Origin of the sequence: Rhodococcus sp. KRD162 (assembly GCF_017168335.1) — a bacterium.
GTDB lineage: Bacteria > Actinomycetota > Actinomycetes > Mycobacteriales > Mycobacteriaceae > Rhodococcoides.
Genome location: NZ_JABFAU010000002.1, coordinates 112,646 through 133,785 on the forward strand (window position 1 = coordinate 112,646; position 21,140 = coordinate 133,785).

At 63.8% G+C, this 21,140-nt stretch carries 26 protein-coding genes; 9 read left to right on the forward strand and 17 right to left on the reverse strand.

Annotation, left to right across the window (positions count from 1 at the left end):
* Positions 1 to 61: 61 nt before the first annotated feature.
* Entirely contained in the window at positions 62 to 2,704 is a 2,643-nt protein-coding gene (gene dnaB / locus J1M87_RS01600; protein WP_206486989.1) for a replicative DNA helicase, read from the forward strand.
* 89 nt (positions 2,705 to 2,793) lie between these two features.
* A complete protein-coding gene (locus J1M87_RS01605) occupies positions 2,794 to 3,051 on the forward strand; it encodes a DUF3297 family protein (protein ID WP_206486991.1) in 258 nt (85 codons plus the stop codon).
* 17 nt (positions 3,052 to 3,068) lie between these two features.
* On the opposite strand, the gene J1M87_RS01610 is transcribed toward J1M87_RS01605, so the two are convergent.
* The 9 genes from J1M87_RS01610 to J1M87_RS01650 form a co-directional block, all read right to left on the reverse strand.
* Complete coding sequence (locus J1M87_RS01610; RefSeq protein WP_206486993.1) at positions 3,069 to 3,551, reverse strand: cysteine hydrolase family protein; 483 nt, start codon at positions 3,549 to 3,551, stop codon at positions 3,069 to 3,071.
* Between the two features lies 1 nt (position 3,552).
* Complete coding sequence (locus J1M87_RS01615) at positions 3,553 to 4,575, reverse strand: aldo/keto reductase (protein WP_206487001.1); 1,023 nt, start codon at positions 4,573 to 4,575, stop codon at positions 3,553 to 3,555.
* Positions 4,576 to 4,644: 69 nt separating this feature from the next.
* Positions 4,645 to 6,825: a cation-translocating P-type ATPase gene (locus J1M87_RS01620; RefSeq protein WP_206487009.1), complete on the reverse strand. Its 2,181-nt coding sequence runs from the start codon at positions 6,823 to 6,825 to the stop codon at positions 4,645 to 4,647.
* A 19-nt stretch (positions 6,826 to 6,844) separates the two neighbouring features.
* Positions 6,845 to 7,129: a DUF1490 family protein gene (locus J1M87_RS01625; protein ID WP_206487011.1), complete on the reverse strand. Its 285-nt coding sequence runs from the start codon at positions 7,127 to 7,129 to the stop codon at positions 6,845 to 6,847.
* Positions 7,130 to 7,260: 131 nt separating this feature from the next.
* The gene (locus tag J1M87_RS01630; protein ID WP_206487013.1) at positions 7,261 to 7,734 is read right to left on the reverse strand and encodes a GNAT family N-acetyltransferase; all 474 of its coding nucleotides are present in this window, start codon (positions 7,732 to 7,734) and stop codon (positions 7,261 to 7,263) included.
* A gap of 12 nt (positions 7,735 to 7,746) precedes the next feature.
* Entirely contained in the window at positions 7,747 to 8,082 is a 336-nt protein-coding gene (locus J1M87_RS01635) for a hypothetical protein (RefSeq protein ID WP_206487015.1), read from the reverse strand.
* A gap of 40 nt (positions 8,083 to 8,122) precedes the next feature.
* Entirely contained in the window at positions 8,123 to 8,668 is a 546-nt protein-coding gene (locus tag J1M87_RS01640; protein WP_206487017.1) for a putative immunity protein, read from the reverse strand.
* A gap of 20 nt (positions 8,669 to 8,688) precedes the next feature.
* Positions 8,689 to 9,072, reverse strand: a complete 384-nt coding sequence (locus tag J1M87_RS01645; protein WP_206487019.1) for a VOC family protein — start codon at positions 9,070 to 9,072, stop codon at positions 8,689 to 8,691.
* Between the two features lie 118 nt (positions 9,073 to 9,190).
* The gene (locus J1M87_RS01650; RefSeq protein WP_206487021.1) at positions 9,191 to 10,123 is read right to left on the reverse strand and encodes a YafY family protein; all 933 of its coding nucleotides are present in this window, start codon (positions 10,121 to 10,123) and stop codon (positions 9,191 to 9,193) included.
* Between the two features lie 103 nt (positions 10,124 to 10,226).
* Between J1M87_RS01650 and J1M87_RS01655 the strand changes: the two genes are divergently transcribed.
* From J1M87_RS01655 to J1M87_RS01665, 3 genes are read left to right on the forward strand one after another with little or no spacing between them, the layout of a single operon-like run.
* A complete protein-coding gene (locus J1M87_RS01655; protein ID WP_206487024.1) occupies positions 10,227 to 10,820 on the forward strand; it encodes a TIGR03086 family metal-binding protein in 594 nt (197 codons plus the stop codon).
* Between the two features lie 47 nt (positions 10,821 to 10,867).
* A complete protein-coding gene (locus J1M87_RS01660) occupies positions 10,868 to 11,548 on the forward strand; it encodes a thiamine pyrophosphate-dependent enzyme (RefSeq protein ID WP_206487026.1) in 681 nt (226 codons plus the stop codon).
* Positions 11,548 to 12,447, forward strand: a complete 900-nt coding sequence (locus tag J1M87_RS01665) for a transketolase family protein (RefSeq protein WP_206487028.1) — start codon at positions 11,548 to 11,550, stop codon at positions 12,445 to 12,447. The genes J1M87_RS01660 and J1M87_RS01665 overlap by 1 nt, the downstream gene beginning before the upstream one ends.
* Here the strand turns inward: J1M87_RS01665 and J1M87_RS01670 are convergent, their stop codons facing one another.
* Entirely contained in the window at positions 12,448 to 12,909 is a 462-nt protein-coding gene (locus tag J1M87_RS01670; RefSeq protein WP_206487030.1) for a DUF6194 family protein, read from the reverse strand.
* A gap of 62 nt (positions 12,910 to 12,971) precedes the next feature.
* Entirely contained in the window at positions 12,972 to 13,595 is a 624-nt protein-coding gene (locus J1M87_RS01675) for a hypothetical protein (RefSeq protein WP_206487037.1), read from the reverse strand.
* Between the two features lie 151 nt (positions 13,596 to 13,746).
* Here J1M87_RS01675 and J1M87_RS01680 point away from each other — a divergent pair, with 151 nt between their 5' ends.
* A complete protein-coding gene (locus J1M87_RS01680) occupies positions 13,747 to 14,034 on the forward strand; it encodes a PLD nuclease N-terminal domain-containing protein (protein WP_241256229.1) in 288 nt (95 codons plus the stop codon).
* Here the strand turns inward: J1M87_RS01680 and J1M87_RS01685 are convergent.
* On the reverse strand, positions 14,027 to 15,421 hold the full coding sequence (locus J1M87_RS01685; RefSeq protein ID WP_206487039.1) for a PLP-dependent aminotransferase family protein: 1,395 nt from the start codon (positions 15,419 to 15,421) through the stop codon (positions 14,027 to 14,029). The genes J1M87_RS01680 and J1M87_RS01685 overlap by 8 nt on opposite strands.
* Between J1M87_RS01685 and J1M87_RS01690 the strand changes: the two genes are divergently transcribed.
* Both J1M87_RS01690 and J1M87_RS01695 read left to right on the forward strand, forming a co-directional pair.
* On the forward strand, positions 15,420 to 16,361 hold the full coding sequence (locus tag J1M87_RS01690; protein WP_206487041.1) for a DMT family transporter: 942 nt from the start codon (positions 15,420 to 15,422) through the stop codon (positions 16,359 to 16,361). The two genes, J1M87_RS01685 and J1M87_RS01690, sit on opposite strands and share 2 nt — an antisense overlap.
* On the forward strand, positions 16,358 to 17,578 hold the full coding sequence (locus tag J1M87_RS01695; protein ID WP_206487042.1) for a pyridoxal phosphate-dependent aminotransferase: 1,221 nt from the start codon (positions 16,358 to 16,360) through the stop codon (positions 17,576 to 17,578). The genes J1M87_RS01690 and J1M87_RS01695 overlap by 4 nt, the downstream gene beginning before the upstream one ends.
* A gap of 3 nt (positions 17,579 to 17,581) precedes the next feature.
* Here J1M87_RS01695 and J1M87_RS01700 read toward each other — a convergent pair whose 3' ends face one another.
* Positions 17,582 to 17,779, reverse strand: coding sequence for a helix-turn-helix transcriptional regulator (locus J1M87_RS01700; protein WP_206487044.1), 198 nt, complete (start codon positions 17,777 to 17,779; stop codon positions 17,582 to 17,584).
* Complete coding sequence (locus tag J1M87_RS01705; protein WP_241256231.1) at positions 17,776 to 18,183, reverse strand: hypothetical protein; 408 nt, start codon at positions 18,181 to 18,183, stop codon at positions 17,776 to 17,778. Before J1M87_RS01705 ends, J1M87_RS01700 begins: the two co-directional genes overlap by 4 nt.
* A gap of 183 nt (positions 18,184 to 18,366) precedes the next feature.
* Here J1M87_RS01705 and J1M87_RS01710 point away from each other — a divergent pair, with 183 nt between their 5' ends.
* Complete coding sequence (locus tag J1M87_RS01710; RefSeq protein WP_206487046.1) at positions 18,367 to 19,308, forward strand: DUF808 domain-containing protein; 942 nt, start codon at positions 18,367 to 18,369, stop codon at positions 19,306 to 19,308.
* 93 nt (positions 19,309 to 19,401) lie between these two features.
* Here the strand turns inward: J1M87_RS01710 and J1M87_RS01715 are convergent, their stop codons facing one another.
* The 3 genes from J1M87_RS01715 to J1M87_RS01725 all read right to left on the reverse strand — a co-directional run bounded on the left by J1M87_RS01715 (position 19,402) and on the right by J1M87_RS01725 (position 21,135).
* A complete protein-coding gene (locus J1M87_RS01715; protein WP_206487048.1) occupies positions 19,402 to 19,614 on the reverse strand; it encodes a hypothetical protein in 213 nt (70 codons plus the stop codon).
* 8 nt (positions 19,615 to 19,622) lie between these two features.
* Entirely contained in the window at positions 19,623 to 20,210 is a 588-nt protein-coding gene (locus tag J1M87_RS01720; protein ID WP_241256232.1) for a helix-turn-helix domain-containing protein, read from the reverse strand.
* Positions 20,211 to 20,325: 115 nt separating this feature from the next.
* Positions 20,326 to 21,135, reverse strand: a complete 810-nt coding sequence (locus J1M87_RS01725; RefSeq protein ID WP_206487050.1) for an alpha/beta fold hydrolase — start codon at positions 21,133 to 21,135, stop codon at positions 20,326 to 20,328.
* Positions 21,136 to 21,140: the final 5 nt, after the last annotated feature.

Here is a 21,140-nt window from a genome sequence, read left to right on the forward strand (position 1 = left end):
CCGCACGGTTGGGTGGTACTCGGCCGTGCGCACCGCGATGGGGAGAGGACGGCCGAGTCACGTGGCAGTTGTGGACGATCGAGGACAGTCCGACTACTCCGGCTCCCCGTCCGGGGAGGGCCCGGGTGAGGATTTCGGTCGCCAGCCACCGCAGGACATGGCCGCCGAGCAGTCCGTACTGGGTGGCATGTTGCTGAGCAAGGACGCCATCGCCGATGTGCTCGAGGTGCTCCGCCCGGGTGACTTCTATCGGCCCGCCCACCAGAACGTGTACGACGCGATCCTGGATCTCTACAGTCGCGGCGAGCCCGCCGACCCGGTGACCGTCTCGGCCGAGTTGGATCGACGCGGCGAACTCAAGCGGATCGGCGGGCCTCCGTACCTGATCACGCTCACCCAGACGACGCCCACGGCAGCCAACGCCGGGTATTACGCCGAGATCGTTGCCGAGAAGTCGATTCTGCGTCGGCTCGTGCAGGCAGGCACCCGCATCGTTCAGTTCGGTTACGCCGGATCCGACGGGCAGGACGTCGCCGAGGTCGTCGATCGAGCGCAGGCCGAGGTGTACGAGGTCACCGAGCGCCGCACCTCCGAGGACTTCCTTCCCCTCGAAGAGCTGCTGCAGCCGACGATGGACGAAATCGACTCCATCGCCAGCCGTGGTGGCATATCCCTCGGCGTACCAACAGGATTCGCCGAACTCGACGAAATCACCAACGGGTTGCACCCGGGCCAGATGATCATCGTGGCGGCAAGGCCCGGCGTGGGCAAGGCGCTCGCCCTCGACACGCGTCTTCCGACGCCCGACGGCTGGACCACGATGGGCGAGGTGGCGGTGGGTGACCACCTCATCGATGCCCACGGCATGCCGACCAGAGTCGTGGCGGCCACGGACATCATGCTCGATCGACCGTGCTACGAAGTCGAGTTCTCCGACGGCACAGTCATCGTCGCCGATGCGCAACATCAGTGGTTGACCGAGACCAGGGCGTCACGCAAGTCGGCGCAGGCTGCGGCGGTCAACTACAACCGGACTCGCAATCAGAAGACCTTCGCTGCTGTGCGCACCACCGAAGACATCGCGAACTCGGTGCGCTGTCCGACGAAAGATGCACGCATCAATCACTCGGTCACCAATACCGAGGCCGTTCAGCTGCCCGAGCGTGAGCTTCTGGTGCCGCCGTACACAATGGGTGCATGGCTGGGAGATGGAACGTCGGCCTCCGCGCAGATCACCAGCGCTGACCCTGAAATCATCGCCCGAATAGAGGGCGAAGGTTTGCACGTGGTGGCGTCGGAGAAAGCCGCACTCCGATACTCGATCAAACTTCCTACCGAGGTCGTCGAGGCAAAGGACTGTGTCGTCTGCGGCAAGCAGTTCGTGCCGTTTCCGCTCAATGTCCGTACCTGCGGTCAATCGTGCGGCGGCAAAGCGCGTTTCATGTCCGCACCGGTCGCTGCACCGAAGTGCATCGACTGCGGCAAGGTGACGACCGGTTTGCATCGCTGCCAGGCATGCCGCAGCTCGATCGGGACCGTGCAGGCGCGTCTACGGACGATCGGCGTACTGGGCGACAAGCATGTACCCATCGACTACCTTCGTGGTTCCGAGACACAGCGACGTGCGTTGTTGGCAGGTCTGCTCGACACCGACGGCACTGTCACCGGGGGTGGCTCGGTTCAATTCGCGGTCACCAACGAGCGGCTCGTTCGTGGGGTGCGTGAGCTGATCGTCAGTTTGGGTTATCGCGTCCAGATGTCCACCAAGAGGGTCCGGGGCCGGAGCGAAACATCCTCCACTGCATTCACTTTGACGTTCGCGACCGACGATGTCGTGTTCGGTCTGCACCGAAAGCAGGTACTGCACAAGGAGCGTCGTGCCGCTGGATCCACTGTGCGGTCGGGTTCGCGGTTCATCGTCGATGTTCGCCGAGTCGACTCCGTTCCGGTTCGCTGTGTGGAGGTCGACAACGCGGATCATCTGTATCTCGCAAGTGAGTCGATGATTCCTACCCACAATTCGACGTTGTCGATGGATTTCATGCGTTCGTGCTCCATCAAGCACGGCATGCCCAGCGTCATCTTCTCTCTGGAGATGAGTCGTACCGAGATCGTCATGCGTCTGCTGTCCGCCGAGGCCAAGATCAAGCTCGGCGACATGCGTTCGGGAAAGATGACCGACGACGACTGGACCAAGCTGGCCCGGCGCATGAGTGAGATCAGCGAGGCACCGCTGTTCGTCGACGATTCCCCGAACCTGACGATGATGGAGATCCGCGCCAAGGCGCGTCGACTGAAGCAGCGCAACGGACTCAAACTCATTGTGGTGGACTACCTTCAGCTGATGTCGTCCGGTAAGAAGGTCGAATCGCGTCAGCAGGAGGTCTCCGACTTCTCGCGTCAGCTCAAGCTTCTTGCCAAGGAACTCGAATGCCCGGTGGTCGCGGTCTGCCAGCTCAACCGTGGTCCTGAGCAGCGAACCGACAAGAAGCCGATGGTGTCCGACCTGCGTGAGTCCGGCTCACTCGAGCAGGACGCCGACATGGTGATCCTGCTGCACCGCCCCGACGCAATCGAGCGCGACGACCCCCGCGGCGGTGAGGCAGACTTGATTCTCGGTAAGCACCGTAACGGCCCGACCGCGACAATCACTGTGGCACACCAGCTTCACCTGTCCAGGTTCGTCGATATGGCGCGAGGGTAGGGCACGGGCGCTGGCCCACCAGTACGCGGTCACGTATATTCTTCACGAATCAACCAGAGCATTCGACGCAGCATCCGACGAAAGTAATCATGCCCGAGGATCAGAACCAAGACGTCCCACCGAATCACCTCTCGATCGATCCACGCAGCGCCTTCTACGACGAAGAGGTTCTTCAGCGGGACGTGGGCATTCGCTTCAATGGCGTCGAGAAGAACAGTGTCCGCGAATACAACGTGGACGAGGGTTGGGTACGAGTAGAGGTGCCCACCGCCAAGGACCGCTACGGCAATCCGATGCTCGTCAAGCTCAAGGGTACGGTCGAACCCTATTTCCGCGGCGCGAAGTAGCGGACGTCCCCCGGGGCCTAGTTCACCCTGACACCGGCCGCCACCATCGATTCGAGGGCGAGGCGGTGCTCGTCCTCGGTCGATCCCGCGCACGCAGCCGAGGGCACCGTGACGTGATAGCCCAGTGAGCAGGCACGCTCCGCGGCAATCCGAACCCCGAAGTCCGTGAGGTACCCGGTGATCACCAACCGGTCGACCCCGATGAGTCCGAGTTGGGCATGCAGATCGGGATTGGACCAGATGTCCCGGTCGAACTTCGTGGCAATGAGGTCCCCTGGCAGAGGTGCCATTGCCGGATGGAACCGAGCACCGAGGCCGGCCGGGTCGGAACGCAGCGGGTCGGCCGAATCCCGGCTCAGATAGCGAGTGCACACCACCAGAGCTCCGGCGGAGCGCTGAGCATCACGAACCGACCCGGCGCGAGCGAGGGTGCCGGGATCATGCCCGAGTTCGATTATCCAGGGCTGAAAGTCGATCTCCAGCAGGGCCGTACGCGGCATATCAGTAACGAGTTCCCACTGCGGCGGGTGCAGCTTCGAGCGAGGCGAGATCCTCCTCGGTGAGCGAGAGCCCGAGTGCGGCGAGGTTGGCGTCGAAGTGCCCGATGTCGGTGGTGCCGGGAATGGGAATCACGTGGGGACCTTGGGCGAGCACCCATGCCAGTGCCACTGCGGCAGGGGTGGAGTTGTGCCTCGATGCAACCGCAGAGACGACCTCGACGATCGACCGGTTCTGTTCGGCCGCAGCTCCGGAGAATCTGGGAAGTGCCAACCGCATGTCGGTCGCCGGAAGTGCGGTGGGGTCGAGTGAACCGGTGAGGAATCCTCGACCCAGCGGGGAGAACGGCACGAACACCGCGTCGTTCTCACCCGTCCACTCCACCATGTTTCCTACCGGTTCACCGTCGTGTGTGGTGCCCTGCCCCAACGCGTTTCGAGTCCACAGGGACAATTCGGACTGCACCGCAGCGACCGGATGAATACTGTGGGCAACCCGTGCCTGCTCGACGGTGACCTCGCTCAGACCCAGCGCGCGCACCTTGCCTGCCGCCACCAACTCGGACAGCGCTCCCCACGAATCCTCGATGGGTACCTGGTCGTCGACGCGGTGCAGGTAATAGAGGTCGATGGTGTCCACCCCGAGGTTCCGCAGGCTCGAATCGCAGGCCTGCGCCAGGTGTTCCGGGGTGCCGTTGCGAGTCAGGACAGGGCCGCCGCCGTCGTCGTTGCCGATCAACCCGGCTTTCGTGGCGATCACGGCATCGGTCCCGGCCAGAGCGCGACCGACGACCCTCTCGTTGTGTCCGGCTGCGTACGCGTCGCTGGTGTCGAAGAAGTCGATGCCCGACGCGAGTGCGTGCGCCAGGATGGGTGCCCCGGCTGTGTCCGAGGAGGTATCGGCACCGCTGTAGGCCCAGCTGATACCCATGCAGCCGAGACCGATGGCACCGACAGTGCGTCCCAGTGCCGGGACGTGACGCGTGGGAATCGACCTGGACGCTCCTGAGCTCGTTGGATGAGGCATGGACCAGAAGGTATGCCTTCGAGCGCACTCCAACGCAAGCCGAGATCGGCGCATTCGGCCTGGCGTTGCTCAGATCCGGTACCGGATCAGTCGCGAGCTGTTGCCGACCACCGCGACCGAGGACGCGTTGTGCAGAATCGCGGCGAGCACTGGAGAGAGTGCTCCGCCGGCACTGACCACGAGGCCGAGGGCATTGACCGCGATCGACATTCCGTAGTTCTGCCGGATGACGGCCACCGAGTGTCGGCCGAGATCGCGAACGTCGAGCAGACGTGTCAGGTCGTCGCTGGCGAGGGCAACGTCCGCCGTTTCGACGGCAACATCGGTGCCCGCCAGCCCCATCGCGATGCCGATATCGGCGACGGCGAGGGCGGGAGCGTCGTTGGTGCCGTCTCCGACCATCGCAACGACATACCCCTGCTGTTGGAGCTTGCGCACGGCTTCGAGTTTGTCATCGGGCATCACCTCGGCTCGCCACTCGGCGATGTCCAGTTCGGCGGCAACGGCCGCGGCGGTCTCGGGGTGATCTCCGGTGAGCATGACGATGCGCTCCACACCGTCGGCGCGAAGGGCATTCAATACGTCCCGAGCGTTCGAGCGGACCTCGTCGCGCAGACTGATCAACCCGACCAACACCCCGTCGACGGCGAGCAACAACGGGGTCTCGGCCTGACGCTGCAGTCGGGAAACCCATTCGGCCGCGTGATCGGAAACATCGACGTTCTCACTGCGCAGCAGCGAAGGACTGCCCAGCAGCAAGGTCCGGCCGTCCGCGACGGTACGCATGCCGAGACCGACGAGGACCTCGCACTCCTCGTGTGGAGGAATGACGATATGACGTTCCTCGGTACTACGAATGACGGCCTCGGCCAACGGATGTCGAGAGTGGATCTCGGAACTGGCCGCATACGCCAATACCTGCTCCGGCTCCCAGTCGTCGTGGAACGACACGACATTGGTGACGACGGGACGCCCGACGGTGAGTGTCCCGGTCTTGTCGAACACGAAGGCATCGACTCTGCCTGCCTGTTCCAGGTGCGAGCCACCCTTGATCAGAATCCCACGGCGAGCACCGTTTCCGATGGCGGCGCTGATGGCCGTCGGAGTCGACAGCCCCACCGCGCACGGGCATGCGACGAGCAGCATGGTCATCGCTCGTCGGACATCGCGGGTGACGAAGAGGGTGAGGGCCGAGAGGATGAACGACGCCGGTACGAAGCGTCGTGAGAAGTTCTCTCCCACAGTCTGAATCGGGGCGCGATCCTCCTGTGCCTCCTCGACGCGGGAAATGATGCGTCCGATCGTCGTATCGCGGCCCACCGCGGACGCGCGGATGACGATGCGTCCACGGACCACGACGGATCCGGCGTGGATCCGGTCACCTGCGACGATCGACACCGGCAATGTCTCACCGGTGATCGCCGACTGGTCGACCACCGCGTCACCGTCGACGACGATCCCGTCCACCGGCACCCCGACGTGATCGTGCACGACGACCTCGTCGCCGATCTCCAACCGATCGACGTCGACGGAGATCTCGGAACCGTCTGGAAGCCGAATCCACGCGGTGTCCTGCGTGCCGGACAGTAGGTCGGAGATTGCGCGACGAGTGCGCTTGAGCGTCAGCTCCTGCAGGTACTCGCCGATGTTGAGCAGCCACAGCACGGTCAGGGCCACGACATTCTCGCGAAGGACGAGGCTTGCCACAGTGGCGGCGCTGACGAGCGCGTCGGTGCCGGCGGATCGGTTTCCAGCGAGGGAGCGCAGCGCTCCCTTCAGGAACGGGTAGCCGGTGAAGATGGTGACCCCGGTGGCGACCACTCTGCTGGTGGGGCCGAGAAGGGGTGGCCGTCGGAAGGCATAGCGACGGAAGCCGAGCAGGACCAGTGCCGCCCCGCCGATCGTCATACGGAGGACGTCACCGTTGGTGACGTCCGCAGACCGTGGGCTACGAACGGGTATCGATGCCCAGTCGGTCGTGCGCCCGGCGTTCACAGCGTCGAACAGTTCGTCCCGGTCGATGCGGGTACGGGAGTACCAGACCACCACCGATGCGGTACGGGGATACGCGTGGACAGCCCGGACGCCGCGGATCTTGTCCACATGGTCTTCGACCGCGACCGCTCGGCCCGGACTCGAGCGCAGCCAGTCGACGCGAAGCCGCATGCGGCCGGCGGCATCGGACAGGATCTCGATGCCATCCGTGCGGCCGGGAATCGTGTCGAGGGAGTGTTCGACGAGGGTCGTCATGTGCGGTCGACTGCCGTGATCAGTGCGAGTGACCGTGGCCGACTTCGGTGGCCGACGGCGGCGGTACTTCTTCGCCGAGCCGATCGCGTGCCTCGGCGACGACATCCGACATGGCCAGACGCGCGGACTCGGCTTGGATCTCGGCCTTGCGTGCGGCGCGAAGACCGAGTTCGGTTGCCGATACCGCAGCCTTGCGCACGGGGGCCTTGTCGTACAGCTTCTTGGCACCGTTGTATGCGGCGACGCCGACTGCGCCCGTCACGACCGTCGATACTGCCTTCGCGACGATGACCGGAAATGCCATGTTGTAGCTCCTCGATTCGAACCTGTACCCACTTATTGGGAATCATATTCGTTTTGCTCGGCTGTGGCGACTTCCATGCGCGCGGGAAGTGTCACCGGATCGGCTTCGTGGTGCGAAACGCTCCGCCCGGATCAGTCCAGTTCGAGTTCGTAATAGATCGCTTTCGGTCCCTCTCCGTGCCCTTCGTGGCAATCGAAGCCACGCTTCTCGTACACGTGCCGGGCCGCCTCGTCGTCCTCGGATGTATTGAGATCCAGGTAGGTGGCACCCCTACTGCGTGCGTGCTCGATGATCTCGTCGAGAAAAATTGTGCCGTGCCCCTTCCCGCGTGATCCGGGCTCGATGTAGAACTCGGCGAGGTAGGCCTCGGTGTCTGCGGTCAGCGTACCGATCCGAAATCGAAGAACGGCAACGCCGGTGGCGGGCGTGCCGAATATCAGCACGCTGGTGTCGCCGGACTTCACCAGAGTGTCGAGATGTGTTGCAAGCCAATCCGGCTCAGGTGCGGGATAGTTGTACTCGCGATTGAAATCGACCAACAGAGTTGCGGCTTCGGTGAATTCGGCGGGATCCTGGACGGCGCGTGTACCGCTGACCGATGTCATCGACTCCTCCAGTCAGTGATTCGGTTGAACGAGATCCTTGGCGTCGCGCAGTCCGAGACCGGGATGCATCTCTCGTAGCGCCTTGATGGCGCGAACAGTTCTGCCGAGTTCTGCGACAACCGCGTCGACATCCGCGGCGGGTACGGCCTCGGGCTCGATCTTCTCGGGAGAGTTCTGGGTTCGGCTCTCTCCGTACAAGAAGAGCAGAGCGGCCAATGCCAGTACTACCAGCTTCGACCAGTTCCACGCAGAAGGATCGGACACCAGGTCGCTGATCGTCAGGAACGCGAGAATGGCCAGCAACGCGGCATACCCGTAACGCTTCCAGGGGCGTTCTTCGGCCTTCATACGTCCATGCTGACAGCAGGCTCTGATCGGGGCAAACGGTTCAGCGTCGTAATTCGGTATCGAGTCGAACCAGGACCGCGCCGAACTTCGCGCGCCCGCCGGCCGGTGGCGGAAAGCGGCGGAGGACCGCACGCACGGTCGTGTCGGCCTGGGTGACGATCCACTCAGCGAGCTCTCCAGCAGCGTCGGGGTCGGCGAGCACCAGATGCACGGCAGAACCGAGAACATGTTTGACCTGATGGGGGTTGTACAGCGGGTGGAGAAAGGCAGCGCCGGCGGCGTGCATCGCGGCCAGTGCGGCGTCCGTGGCCGCAGATGCCGGCACCTCACGGGCAGCTTTGTGCGCTGCCCAGGCGAGTTGGCGAAGTGCCGCCGTGCGGTGGCCGGTCTCGGCGAACGCCTCGGCACCGTCGATCGCCGCGCGTGGACGCGCATCGTCGGGTTGGGCCATCTCGTAGATCGGCAATGCCCGTCGTGCGCAGGTAGCTGCGAACCCGACCACGCATCGAATGTCATCGAGGCTCAGCTCGACTTCTGCCGTCCCGGCCACCTCACGCCTCTCGAGTTCGTCTGCAGGTGAGCGCACCGGTCACTGTGCACACGGGGTTACTGCCCTTCTCGACCGTCGTACACCTCCGTGGTGATGCAGAAGGGGTGGCCGGCGGGGTCGAGGAGAACTCGCCATCGGTGGTCCGGTTGCTCTGCTGCTTCCCTGGCACCGCATTCGACTGCGTACGCGACGGCTCCGGCAAGGTCCCCTCCCGTATCCACGTCGAAATGCACGATGGATGTCGACGGCCAGACGGGAGGGATGTAGTTCTCAACCGTCTGCGCAACGATGTTCAGGCCGGATTGTGTGCGCAGTCCAACGCTCTCGGAGTTCTCCCACAACAACTCACCGCCGAGAAGCGCGAGATAGAACTGCGCGAGCTCCCCCGGGTCCGCACAGTCGATGGACGTCCCCGCTACAGCGAGGTGTGTTCGCGGCATGTCATGACAATACGGTCAGGTGGTGCTCTCAGTGTCCACAATTGAGCTCGAGAATCGGGAAAGCGTGTCGGCGTGGAAATAGTGGACGCTGAGGGGACTGCCGCCCGGGCGCAGAATCTCACGAGTACAACCGCGCAGTCGCGCTGGCACGCGCGGCCAGCTCGTCTCGAATCATGTTCGGCTGCAGCACTGTTACTCCTGGACCGCATTGCCATATCACGCCCGTCGCGTGATTTCGGCCGGAGAACGTGATGGTTGCCAGGTGCCGCCCGTCGCGCTGCACGTCGTCACTGATCACCCGAATTGCGTTCTTCGTCAACGAGAGCCACGATGATTGGTCCACGAGGCAGGTGACGTCGAGCTGGTCCAAGGTCGCGCGGAAAGATTTCCAGTGCGCAGTGAATGCCGCTTCGAGGTCCACTACCGCGCTGCGCCGCGCGGACTCCTCCAATACCTCCAGGCTGTCGATTCGTGAGACTCGGTAGACACGTTCGTTGCCGTCGCGCGCGGCGAGCAGGTACCAGTGATCGCCGGCGTACACGAGCCCGATGGGGTCGAGGATTCGATCGGCCGCCGCGCCTGCGCGATTGCGATACGACACGTGTATTCGCAGACCGTCGATGACGGCCCGGTGCAACGTCACCAGGTGCAACTCGGGTTCGCGTGGAAAGGCGAAACCCTCGGGCCGCACCAGGATTCGCTGTGATGCAGTGCTTGCGACTGCTCGGTGTGCATCCGGTATCGCGGCGGCGACCTTGCGCATGGCACTGGCGTAGGCGGGGGTGGCCACGCGCCCGGATCCGGAGGCAAGCAGCGCCGTCGCCTCCTCCGATGTCAGACCGGTCAACTCGGTGCGGTAACCGGGCAGCAGGCTGATCCCACCGCCGCGACCCCGGTCGGTGTACACCGGCACCCCCGCTGCGGACAGCGCTTCGATATCGCGCAATACCGTTCGGGTCGACACTTCGAGCTGTGCGGCGATGTCGGCAGCGTTCAGTCTGCCCCGGTGTTGGAGCAGCATGACGATGGACAGCAACCGGTCTGCGCGCACCCGAAAAGTGTCTCACCAAAACATGACAGAAGATGTCATGTTCAAGCGGTTTACTTCAGTGCAGCAGGCCACGACGGGTGGTCGCAGAACGGAAGGCTCCTCCATGACCATCACAGACAGCGCACAGCAGACGGATCCTCGGACTGTGTATTTCACGGCCGCAACATGGGTGAGTGCACTTCTCGGCGCGGTCCGTCCCGAGCAGCTCGAACTACCCACCCCCTGCGACGAGTTGGACGTCCGACACCTCGCGGGACACCTCGTCTCGACGGTCCGTCGGCTGATCGCGATTGCCGAACTCGGAAGTCCGGATTCGGTCTCGCCCTGGTCCTCGGTTCACGATGCGGGCTCTTTCGACGCACTCGTAGAGCAGGCGCGTGCAGCGTGGGCCGACGACGCAGCGCTCGACGCCCCGGTCGTGGTTCCCTGGGGCGCGGTCCCTGGCCGATCCGCGGTGTGGGGGTACGCCCGGGAGCTGTTGCTGCACGGATGGGACCTTGCCGTGGCGACGGGACAGCCGGCCGACGTCGATCCCGCACTCGTCGAACCCGTGGCCGAGGAATTCCGGGCGATGCTCCCGCCGGATGCCCGGATTCCGGGAGTGCCGTTCGGTGCCGTCGTGGAACCGCGTCCAGAGGCGGGAGCGTTGGAACGACTTGCGAATTTCTCCGGGCGTTCCTCGGATGGTTGGGTCTAGCGTCTGCCACTTGACCTCGAGTGCACTCGAGGTTGCAGGCTGGCAGCATGCAGATGACATACGGTGAGCTGCCTCAGCTCATGACCCTGATGACGGGCGACGAAAAGCATGGTGCGAGTGCCACATCCACGCTCGATGTGTTGTGGGTGTTGTACTCCGACATACTTCGGCTCGATGTGGCCAATCCCGAAGACCCCGAACGTGATCGGTTCTACCTCTCCAAAGGGCACGGCCCCATGGCGTACTACGCGGTGCTCGCGGCACGGGGGTTCTTGACGCGCAGCGATCTCGAGTCCTTCGGCAGTTACGACTCGGCCCTGGGTAGTCATCCGGACCGAACATTGGTCCGCGGTGTCGATATCGGATCGGGATCGCTCGGACACGGTATGGCGCTGGCAGCCGGAACTGCCGCTGCGCTGCGTATTCAGCAGAGCACTGCCCGCGTCTTCGTGCTGATCGGCGACGCGGAACTCGACGAGGGCAGCAATATGGAAGCCATTCAATTCGCTGCGCGATCGCAGCTCGGCAACCTGACGGCTGTGGTGATCGACAACGATTCTGCTGGTCTGGGGTGGCCCGGCGGTATCGCGGCACGGTTCGCGGTCGAGGGGTGGTCGACATCCGATGTCGACGGCCGAGATCACAGCGCGCTCAGGGGTGCGTTTCGTCTCGATCATGCCGAGCGGCCGCACGTGGTGGTCGCGCACGTCGAAACCAAGGAGAGCTGATGAACGGGACCGTGGACCAACGCGAATGCTTCTATCGCCTGGTGCCCGAGTTGTTGGCGCAGGACGAACGAATTGCGCTGGTACTGGCCGAGATCGGCGTGGGCTATCTCGAACCCCATCTCACTCCGGATATCGAGCCGCGGGTGATCAACGTAGGAATTCGCGAGCAGGCGATGATAGGTGTCGCGGGCGGCCTGGCGCTCGCCGGTCTGCGTCCGATCGTGCACACCTTCCCACCGTTTCTGATCGAGCGGCCTTTCGAGCAGGTGAAGCTCGACCTGGGGCATCAGGATGTCGGGGCGGTCCTCGTCAGCTCCGGTGGCTCGTACGGTTGGCCACAAGGCGGCGAGACGCACTTCGGCCAGCGGGATGTGGCGCTGCTGGACACCCTCGACGGGTGGACGGTTCACGTGCCCGGGCACGTGGAGGAGGTCGAGTGGATGCTGCGCAGCGCGGCGTCGTCCGAGGACCGCGTGTACATCAGGCTCGACGGCGTCTCGAACGATCGATCCTACGGGAACCCCGACGGATCGATGGCTGTTCTGCAGGAGGGTGATTCGGGAACGGTGGTCAGCGTCGGACCGATGACGGATCGCGTCCTTGCCGCGGCGGAAGGTCGTGACGTGACGGTGTTGCACGCGTCGACAATCAGGCCCTTCGACATCCACACGCTGCGCGAGACCCTCACCGAGCCCGACGTGATGCTCGTCGAACCGTATCTCGCCGGAACCTCTGTGCCGCAGGTCGATCGGGCCTTGGCCGATGTGCGGCACCGGGTGCTGGGAGTCGGAGTCGAGGCCGGAGAACGGCGTAGGTACGGCACAGTGGCCGAACACGACCACGCCAACGGCCTGGATGTCGAAGGGCTGGCGCAATCCATGGCGGAGTTCTTCGGCTGATCAGGGCTGATGGCGTTCAAACCTGCCTTTGGCGACGGCATAGGCAGACGCGAGTAGTTCCCGGACCTGCGATCGGGTCTGCGAAGCCGGGTTGACCACGCAGATCCACCCCGCAGTGCCGTACTGGGGATGGGCGGCAAGGGTGTCGTCGGCGTCGGCCCGAGGTGCGCGAGCAGCCTCGCGCGCAGGAACGCCCAGAAGCTGCTCGAAATCCTGCTTGCTTGCAACGACATTGACACGGAAGGCGTCAGACCGTTCCAATCGGGACAGCTCGTCGCCCGGATAGTTCTTGGTCACGATGGTTGCGAACGGCTGAACAGTCGTCGGGATGGTCCCGTCGGGCGAGTAGTAGAAGAACACGTCGCCCCAGGCGAGCTCCGGAGTTCCGTCACCCTCTCGGGGGCGCTGCGCCACCGTGCCCTCGAAGCTGCCGACCAGATCTACGATGTCGTCGAGTGTCATGCATCGATGGTCACATGATCGGCAGCGTCTGCCCAGACTTCAGCCGATCTACACGCAACTGTTCACGTTCTCGCGGTAGAGACTGCGCGGTGGATGATCTGTTCGATACGGTCGGCGTCGTCGGTATCTCGTGGGGCGTACAGGAAGACGTAGGTCTCGGGTAGCGCGAGTAGGGGGCGTCCGGCCAGCGGGTGCAGCTCTCCCCACCCCGCGGAGATGACGGTCTGAGCGTCGTCCGGTTGCAGCACCACGTGCAGCGAACCTTCGCTCTCGTGCACGTGCAGAATCTCGCCCTTCGTCCGGGCAATCCACGGTGCCGCAGTACTGATATCCGTGACGTACAAGGCGTCGCCTCTGCGCTCGAAGTGGCTGCGCTCCATGTGAAACGGCCCGTCCGGTCGGGCTTCGGCGGCGACGGCGTCATTCAATCGCTCGATCAGCGTCGAGTGTCCGCGATCGGTGAGTTGACGGTGGGGTATCGGGTACGGCGCGATCGTCGGGCGAGGTCCACGTCGATGCTCGAGGTGCCAGTGCAGACCGGGGTGGTCCGCGCCGCCGACAGTCAACGGGTCGGCTCGAGCAAAGGGACGCAAGGCGGTTGTGATCAGCCATCCTCCGATGTTTGCTGGAAGTCCTCCCGGCCCCAGGGCCATCCACGCGGCGTAGTCGTTCTTGACCTTTCGCACCCGATCAACGTAGCTGTCGGTGGGCCTCGGCGGTAGGCCTGTCGTACATCTCGCGATGTACGCCGAACTACCCGTGTAGGCCGATGTGGTCCGGGCCGACGCTTCGTAGCGTGGTGAGGGTCAACGAAACGGCACACGCGAAAGGACCGTCATGGACGTCGCAACAATTCTGTCTCAGCAGCAGTCGACCGCCGAGCAGGTGCTCGGGATCGGATTGGGAACCCTGGGCCTGGTGATCGCGCTCGTGGTGACGTTCGGTGCGGTACTTCTGTTCGTCGCCGCCGTGGTCAGTATCGTTCGCTCGCCCAACTACAGCGTTGCCGGCCGCGCAGTGTGGATCTTCGTCGTCCTGGCGTTCCCGTTCCTCGGTCCCTTGGTGTGGTTCATCGTGGGACGTAAGTCCTCGTTCGCCGCAGATGTCTCCAACGGCCTCAGATGATCGAACCGATCGTGCGCGCTGCATCGGGAAACTCACCTGGGTTGGGACCCGCATAGTTCAAGCGAAGGTACTTTCCGGTGGGTTCGGCCGGGAAGTAGTCGTCCCCTGCCCCGACGATCACACCAGCCGATCTGCACTGCCGAACAATGTCTTCCAGATCGGCATCGTCACGCAGACGCATCCACAAATTGAGTCCACCGCGTGGTACTGCATCGAGGTGCCCCCGGGGCGCGAACTCGATCAGGCTGTTCGCCAACAAGTCTCGACGCGAGGACAGTTGTGTACGTAGACGGCGAAGATGAGTTCGCCAGGCAGGTTGCGTCACCACATCGAGGGCTACTGCCTGGAGGATGCCGCTGACGTACATGGATTCGGCACCGGTATCGGCGAGGATTCGCTCGTGAGCGGGACCGCGAGCGATCAAGCCCGCCAACCGAACCGAAGGTGACACCGTCTTGGTGAGCGATCGGAGATATACGACGTGCCCGGCATCGTCGTGTGCCGCCAGCGGGTTCGGCTCGGCGGTGATGCCGAAATCGTGGGCAGAGTCGTCCTCGATCAGAAACGCGCCGTGGCGTCGAACGGTGGCGAGGACTTGCTCGGACAGAGCGGGCGACCACTGTGCCCCGGTGGGGCTCGCGAAGGTCGGTTGCGCGTAGAACGCCCGAGCGCCGGTGTGCGCGAATGCGCGGGCGAGTCCGTCGGGGTCCGGGCCGTCGACGCCGCTGGGTATCGGTACGACGTCCACCCCTGCCTGCGTGGCAGCCAGAATCGCGCCCCAGTACGTCGGGGACTCCATGAGCAACGGCCGACCGGCACCGACGAGCGCCCGAAATGCTGTGCTGAGTCCGGTCTGGCTGCCGGGGATGATGACGACGTCACTGGCTGACGGTGGTGTGATGCCCAACGGCGTCGACGCCCCCAACTCGGCCGCGAACCATGCGCGTAATTCCGGTAGGCCTGCGGTCGGTGGTCGGGCGATCACCGAGTCGGTGCGGGCGGCGCGGGTGAAGGCGGCGTGAACAAGCTTTTCTGGCAACAACTCTCGGGCTGGGTAGCCGGAATGCAAGGCAATCACGTCGCTGGAGGTCGACTGAAGAGCCGCCGGGAGTTGCAGTCGATTGTTCGGCGCTCCCAATGCCGCAGTCTGCCAGCCGTAGTCGTTGGGGCGGGCCGTGCGCACAGTACGGACGAAAGTGCCGACGCCGGGTCTGCTTTCGATGACACCCTGCGCGATCAGGGTGCGCAGTGCTTTTTGCACGGTGACCGGACTGGCGGAATGCTCGGCGACGAGGGCCCGGGTGGACGGCAGCCTGGCCTCGGGTGGCGCGGTGTCGATCCATAATCTCAGTGCAGCCACAATGCGGGAACTGCTATCGTCGGACATGACACAGCATAGTAGCGCTACTCGGACTGGCGTGGGTCTGCTATCCCGGGCAGGACTGCTCTGGGGAGTTGCGGGCGTCACGGCCTTCTCGTTCACAGTGCCACTGACCCGCGTCGCAGTCACCGCAGGTCTGTCCCCGCTCTTCGTCGGCTGCGGACGAGCTGTGGTCGCCGCCGCGCTGGCTGCGGTAGCGCTCGCCGCTACCGGGCAACGGCTCCCGCGGGGGCGGCAGTGGATTCGGCTCGCGGTGATCGCGGCCGGTGTCGTCGTCGGCTTTCCGGTTCTCACCTCGTACGCCCTCACCACCGCATCGGCGGGGCACAGCGCCGTCGTCATCGCCTTGCTTCCGGCTGCCACCGCCGCCACCGCGGTTGTCCGCGAACGGCAACCGGTTCGGCCGATGTTCTGGCTGGTCGCGGCAGTGGGGGCTGTCGTCGCTGTCGGGTTCGCTGCCCTGCAAGGCGGACAACTGATCGGGTTGCAGTGGTCGGATCTGTTGCTGCTCGGAGCAGTGCTCGCCGCAGCCGTCGGATATGCCGAGGGCGGCCTGATGGCGCGCGAACTCGGTGCTTGGCAGACGGTCTCCTGGGCGCTGGTGGTGTCCGTTCCGGTGACCGGTGCGCTGGCAGGGTTCGCATGGTGGCAGCAGCCGTCCTCCGCGGGTGTATCCGAGTGGGCCGCATTTGCCTACCTGTCGGTGGTGAGCATGTATCTGGGCTTCTTCGCCTGGTATCGGGGCCTTGCCATCGGCCCGATGTCGAGCGTCAGTCAGATTCAGCTGATCCAACCGCTCTTGACCATGTGCTGGGCCGCGATGATCCTCCGCGAAGGGTTGACGTTGCCGGTGGTGGTGGGTGGAGCGGCGGTGATCGTGTGTGCAACAGTGGCGGTCCGAACCCGGATGTCGCCGTCCGTCCGACAGGAGGAACTCTCATCATGACGAGATCGATCGATCAGGCGCGCAAGCTCGAGAATGTTCGCTACGACATTCGTGGTCGAATTCTGGACAAGACCGAGGAGCTCGAGGAGCAGGGCCACGCGATTCTGCGCCTCAACGTCGGCAATCCGGCACCCTTCGGCTTCGAGGCACCGGACGAGATCATGATGGCGATGATTCGCAATCTGCCGACGGCGCAGGGATATTCCGATTCGCGGGGGCTGTTCTCGGCCCGGACGGCGGTGGTGCAGTACTACCAGACCAAAGGACTGACCGATCTCGACGTCGGCGACGTCTACCTCGGCAACGGGGTATCGGAACTGATCACGATGACGATGCAGGCTCTGTGCAATCCGGAAGACGAGATTCTGATTCCCTCGCCCGATTACCCGTTGTGGACGGGCTCGGTGGCGCTCGCCGGTGGTACGCCTGTTCACTACCTTGCAGACGAGAATCAGGGCTGGGCACCGGACTTCGATGATCTCGAATCGAAGATCACGCCCAGGACCCGCGCGATCGTGGTGATCAATCCGAACAATCCGACCGGGGCGGTGTACCCACGTGAGGCGCTGCAGCGGTTCGTCGATCTGGCGCGTCAGCACGATCTGGTGCTGCTCGCCGACGAAATTTACGAGAAGATCGTCTACGAGGGTGCGGTCATGACGAATCTTGCGACGCTGGCCGGCAAAGATGTTCTGTGCTTGACCTATTCGGGTCTGTCCAAGGCATACCGAGTGTGTGGATTTCGCGCCGGCTGGCTGGCGATCACCGGGCCGCGTCGTCGTGCGGCGAGTTTCATCGAGGGCATCACCTTGCTGTCCAACATGCGTATGTGCGCAAATGTGCCGGCGCAACATGCTATTCAGACGGCGCTCGGTGGCAGGCAGTCGATCGAGGATCTGCTGCTGCCCTCGGGAAGGCTGACGGCGCAGCGTGATCTGGCGCATCGCATGCTCAACTCCATCGACGGAGTCAGTTGCGTGCAGGCAGCGGGCGCGCTCTACATGTTCCCGAAACTCGACACCGAACGTTTCGGGATCGTCGACGACGAAAAGTTCGTGCTCGATCTCCTCGAATCGGAGAAGATCCTCGTCAGTCACGGTCGCGCGTTCAATTGGGATGTACCTGATCACTTTCGTCTCGTCACGCTGCCCAATGTCGACGATCTGGCGACAGCGCTCGAACGACTCGGCAATTTTCTGAGTTCGTACACGCAGTAGCGATCAGGTTCGGTCCGGCACGAACAGCTCCTCGATGGAGCAGTCGAAGGCCGCCGCGAGGCGGAAGGCGACCGGCAGGCTCGGGTCGAATCGCTCCTTCTCGATGGAGATGATGGTCAGACGGGTGACCTCGATGCGCTCGGCCAGTTCCTGTTGAGACCAACCCATTTCGGTGCGACGCCGTCGAACATTGTTCTTCACTCGGACAATGCCCGGCGGCGCGCGAGGGCGTACCGCGTGGTGAACGACGCGAACGCGGCCAGCAAGAGGCCGGTCAGCAGCACTGCGGCCGGAGGATCGACGCGGGCGATGGACACCACGGCCAGAGTCAGGCCCAGGACAGTCACCAGATCGGTGGCCGTGCCACTCGATGCAGCTGTTGCCCAGTGGCTCTCGACGCTCTCACCCGAGGCGTAGGCCTGGTCCGCCGTGGCAGGGGCGACGAAGAGAATCCAGCCCAGCGTTGCCCCGAACGGAAGGGCGACGAAACCGAACACCGCCGCCGAAACACCTGGTGCGACGGGCGAGACGAGCCAGGCCAGCACTGCCGTCGTCGCTGCGGCGGCGAGCCCGACGGCGGCCGCCAACAGCCATTTGATCGTCATGAGCAACTCCGTTCTGAGGTATAGGTGACTATACGTATAGGAAACCATACATCGTCCTGTGGTCGTGTGTGGTGGTAGTCGCCGCTGTGGCGGTATGGTTTCGATGCGTAGATCGTCGGGATTCGGCGTCGTACCGAGACCAAGGAGCCTGCCCGTGCACTCGTCTTCACTCGGAGGTCTGTGATGGCAGGCGGACTCGTAGCTCTGCTCGACGACGTGGCAGCGCTGTCGCGTCTGGCTGCCGCATCGATCGACGACATCGGTGCCGCGACCGGGCGGGCGACTGCCAAAGCGGCTGGTGTCGTCATCGACGACGCTGCGGTGACGCCCCAATACGTCCGCGGTCTCGCGGCCGAACGTGAACTCCCGATCATCAAGCGCATCGCGGTGGGCTCGCTGCGGAACAAGCTGCTGATCATTCTTCCCATCGCGTTGCTGCTCAGTCAGTTCGTACCGTGGCTGTTGACGCCTATTTTGATGCTCGGCGGCTGCTACCTGAGCTACGAGGCCGCACACAAGATCTGGGGTGCACTGTTCGGCCACGGCGAGCATCACGCCGCCGCCGAAGACGAGCCGCGCGACGAGGACACCGTTGTATCCGGCGCAGTGCGCACCGATCTGATTCTGTCCGCCGAAATCATGGTCATCGCACTGGACACCATTGCTGCAGAGGGTTTCTGGAGCCGGCTGATCATCCTCGCGGTCGTTGCCGTTGTCATCACTGTCGTCGTCTACGGAGTCGTCGCACTGATCGTCAAGATGGACGACATCGGTCTGAAATTGGCCGACGGCTCCACCGGCTTCATCGAGAAATTCGGCCGGGGGCTGGTCAGGGCCATGCCCAAGGTCATGTCGGTGCTGTCGGTCGTCGGGACTGCAGCGATGTTGTGGGTCGGCGGACATATCCTGCTCGTCGGCATCGACGAGCTCGGATTTCATCCCATCTACGAACTGGTTCACCATGGCGAAGACGCAGTGCGCGGGGTCGCAGGCGTCGGCGGAGTCCTGGCCTGGATCGTCAACACCCTCGCGTCGGCGGTCATCGGTGCGATCGTGGGTGGCATCATCGTCGCTGCACAGCTGGGAATCTCGAAGGTTTTCGCGAGGCGGGCTGCCGCGAAATAATGGCTGTTCCGGCCAAGCTCGGCTACCGAGTGGTGCCCGCGTTCAATGACGAACCTTACGCGCAGGTCTGGCTCGAGAAGTCTCTGATCTGAGTCATCGCGTGGCCAGTTCGAGTACACGACGTTCCGAGGCCGAGACGTCGGCGAGCGACGTCGTCAACTCGTCCCAAGCTCGCTGTACTCGGAGTTCGTCGCGGCGCAGACGGCGTTGAGCAGCAGCGAGTCTGCGGCGGTCGGCCTGCAGTGAGCGCAGTTCGCGCTCGTGCCGGGTGAGGAACAGGTACGTGTGCGGGTCGAACGGATACATGCCAACTCCTAAGGTGTGGTGGGGAATCCGTGCATCAGTACCATCACGTGTTCACGCTCCCCTGAGGTCGCGTTCTCGCCGTGCCGACGCCATTTGTCGACAACGGCGAGCATTTCCTTGCCCATGGCCTCCGTTTCCTCGGCAGTGAGCCGCAGGACATCGTCCGAGCTGAACGCCGCGGCTATCCACTCCGGTCCCCAGGATTCGGATGTTCGATCGAAGTCGCTCAGTCGAGACCACTGGTGCGCCAGCCAGGAATTCTTGGAGGCTTTCGCCACCTGCAGCGATTCGGGTGAGTTGGAGAAGTCGTTCTCGGACCAGCTGAACCCGTTCTCGTTGGCCTCCGACCACCAGCGCTGACGCTTGTCCGTGCCGTTCTCGACCTCCTTGACGAACCCGTGTTCGGCGAGTTTGCGCAGGTGATAGCTCACCGACGCGGGTGATTCGTCCACGAGATCGCCGAGCTGGGTGGCTGTCATCGACTTGTTGGCGCGCAGCGCGTACAGCAATCGCAGTCGAATGGGATGCGTCAGCGCCTTGAGCTCTGACATGTCCGTCAGCTTCCGGGGCGTCCGATCCGGCGGTGGTGGGCTCATGCAGTAACCATAACCCGAAACAAATATTTCGCAATAGTTCTTTCGGATTTGGGTTGGGGTGGGTGTCAGTCCTTCCTATCGAACCTCGACGTCGGTGACACCCGAAGTCGTGACCTCACCAGACGGATTCGAGGAACTCCAGCATCGCCGTGTTGAACTCGTTCGGACGGTCCATGTTCGCGGCGTGACCGCACTGTTCCAACACCACCGATCGACCGCGAGGATTGTTTTCGACGGACTCGAAAGCGTGTGCAGCAGGCCAGAACTGGCTGTCGCGCCCGGCGACCATCAGGTACGGCTTGTCGGTACCGGCAATGGTTGCGCGCCAATCCTGCGCCGCATGATCGGCCAGCAGAGTCTTCATCGGTGGGGTGTCGGGCGACGCCATTCTCGGCAACGCGCGTAGTGCGAGTGCGAGCCTGAGTAGAGAGGGCACCGACTTCCACTTGGGGATGCCGTGTCCGGTATCGGGTATTCCGTTGTCGAAGAATGTCCCTCGGTTGTCCTCGGTGAGACCGTAGAAACCGTTGGACCAGTCGTCGCTGTTGACCATCTTCGGAGTCTGATCGACCGATACGATGGCTCGCACGTGCTCGGTGCCGAATTGAGAAACGTACGACCAGATGGTGCTCGCTCCCATCGAACCACCGATCAGGATGGCGTCCGTGACGCCCACGGCCGCGAGGAAGTCGGCAACATCGCGTCCGTGCCGCTCCATGGACGCCCCATACGTGGGGGCCTCCGAGGCCCCGTGTCCTCGTCGATCGAGCGCCAGCACCCGATATCCGGCCTGCACCAACACTTTCTGCTGCAGTACCCAAGTTGTCGCGGGCGCACAGAAACCGGCGATGAGGACTACAGCCGGACCGGTGCCCTCGTCGAGATAATTCAGGGTGACGGCATCGTCGGTGATGACAGTCGGCATGGCTG